This is a genomic window from Streptomyces aureus (assembly GCF_001418135.1).
In the GTDB taxonomy this organism is placed as follows: Bacteria; Actinomycetota; Actinomycetes; order Streptomycetales; family Streptomycetaceae; genus Streptomyces; species Streptomyces aureus_A.
In genome coordinates, this window is record NZ_LIPQ01000237.1 from 1 (window position 1) to 2021 (window position 2021).

The 2021-nt window shown below is 74.5% G+C and carries 1 protein-coding gene; it reads left to right on the top strand.

Annotated elements, in window-relative coordinates:
- Nucleotides 1–6: 6 nt before the first annotated feature.
- Nucleotides 7–2021: restriction endonuclease (locus tag AOK00_RS20295; RefSeq protein ID WP_055601719.1), on the top strand; the 2015-nt coding region annotated here is incomplete at its 3' end.

Here is a 2021-nt window from a genome sequence, read left to right on the forward strand (position 1 = left end):
GGGCTGATGGGGCGGCGTTCCGGGGGGCTGATCGGGGTGTGGGCCGAGCAGCAGCGGGTGGCGCAGCGGCAGCGGGAGGGGCAGCATCAGGCCGTGCTGCGGCAGCAGCGCGAGGCCGAGCGGGTGCAGCGGGCGTACGACCGGGACGTCGCCCGCATGCAGCGGGAGCAGAAGGCCGCCTACCGGCAGCAGCGCGAGGCCGACGCCCTGCGGCGGACCCAGGAGCTGGACGCGCGCGTGCGGGTGCTCGAAGGGCTGCTGGCCGCCGGTTGCCGGGTGCCCGCCTTCAGCGTCGACACGCTGCGGAGGGCCGAGACCGTCGAGCCGTTCACTCCCGGGCCGCTCGGGGAGCCCGTACCCATGCCCGATCAGCGGTTCTATCAGCCCGAGGCCTCCTGGACCGCCTCCGGACGGGCCCAGGCCGAGCGGGACGCGCGCGCCCGGTTCGAGCGGGACTGGTACGCCGCCCAGGCCGCCGAGGCACGGCGGGTGGAGCAGTTGGCCGCCTACCGGAGGGCGTACGACGAATGGGCCGCCGCCCGGCTCGACGAGATACGTGCCCACAACCGTGGGGTCGCCGGGACCGGGGCCGCCCTCGGCGGCGGGGATCCCGAGACCGTCGTCGAGTTCTTCTCCGCCGTGCTCTTCGCCTCCACCGCCTGGCCCGAGGGTTTTCCTCGCGAGGTGTCCGCCGCCTACGAGCGCGGCCGGCGCCGGCTCGTCCTCGACTGGGACCTGCCCGGGTACGACGTCGTGCCCGAGGCCAAGGGGGTCAAGTACCTTCCCGGTACCGATCAGGAGAGGGACGTCCCCCGGCCCGTCACCCAGCGGCGCGCCCTCTATCGCGACGTGCTCGCCCAGAGCGTTCTCCTCGCGCTGCACGAGCTCTTCCGCGCCGATCGATCCGGCGCTCTGGAGGCCGTCACCCTCAACGGGTACGTCGGTGGCGTCGACCCCGCCACCGGGCTCGCCGGGCGCGTCTGCGTCGCCTCCGTCGCCGTCGGGCGGGACGTCTTCGAGCGGCTCAACCTGGAGTTCGTCGGGGCCGTGGAGTGCGTGACCGGCGCCCTCGGCGGTCGGCTCTCCGCCAAGCCCGACGAGCGCGTGGCCGTCGCCCCCCTGTGGACTCCCGAGCAGGTCGGGGCCGAGGTGGTCGTGCAGGGGGACGGGGACGAGCCCGATCTGCTCGCCATGGATCCGATCGCCTTCGAGGGGCTGGTCGCCCAGCTCTTCCGGGCCCGGGGCCTGCAGGCCGTCACCACCCAGCGGTCCAACGACGGCGGCGTCGACGTCGAGGCCCTGGACCCCGACCCCATCAGCGGCGGGTCGATCCTCGTCCAGGTGAAGCGGTACCGGAACACCGTTCCGCCCTCCGCCGTGCGCGACCTCTTCGGGACCGTGCAGAGCGCCGGCGCCAACAAGGGGGTCCTCGTCACCACTTCCGGGTTCGGACCCGGCTCCTACACCTTCGCCAACGGCAAGCCGCTGACCCTGATCTCCGGCGTCGAGCTCGTCGATCTGCTGCATCAGCACGGACTTCGCGGGCGGCTGGGGTCCGGGGCGTCACCCGCGTCGCCCGCCGCGCCCGTCGCCGCCCCCACCGCCGAGGCCGACGCCGACTTCAATCTCCTCGGGATGGACTGGGCCGGGTCCGCCGCCCTCGACGTCTGCGCGCTCGTCTGCTCCGGTCAGCGGGTGCTCGGCGACGAGTGGTTCGTCTTCTTCAACAACCCCTCCACGCCCGACGGTTCCGTCGCCATGGTCGCCGCCCCGCCCGGCGACCGGGCCGCCGTCCGGGTCGGTTTCGACGCCCTGCCGTCCTCCGCCGACCGGCTCGTGCTCGTCGCCGCCGTCGACCCCGAGGTCAACCCGGACGCCGACCTCGGCGGGTTCACCGACGCCGGCATCCGGCTGCGTGACGACTCCGGCGCCGAGCTCGACCGGCTTCTCGTCTCCGACGGCCGCGCCGGCGAGACCGCGCTCGTCCTGGGCTCCTTCCGGCGGCGCGCCGGCGGCGACGA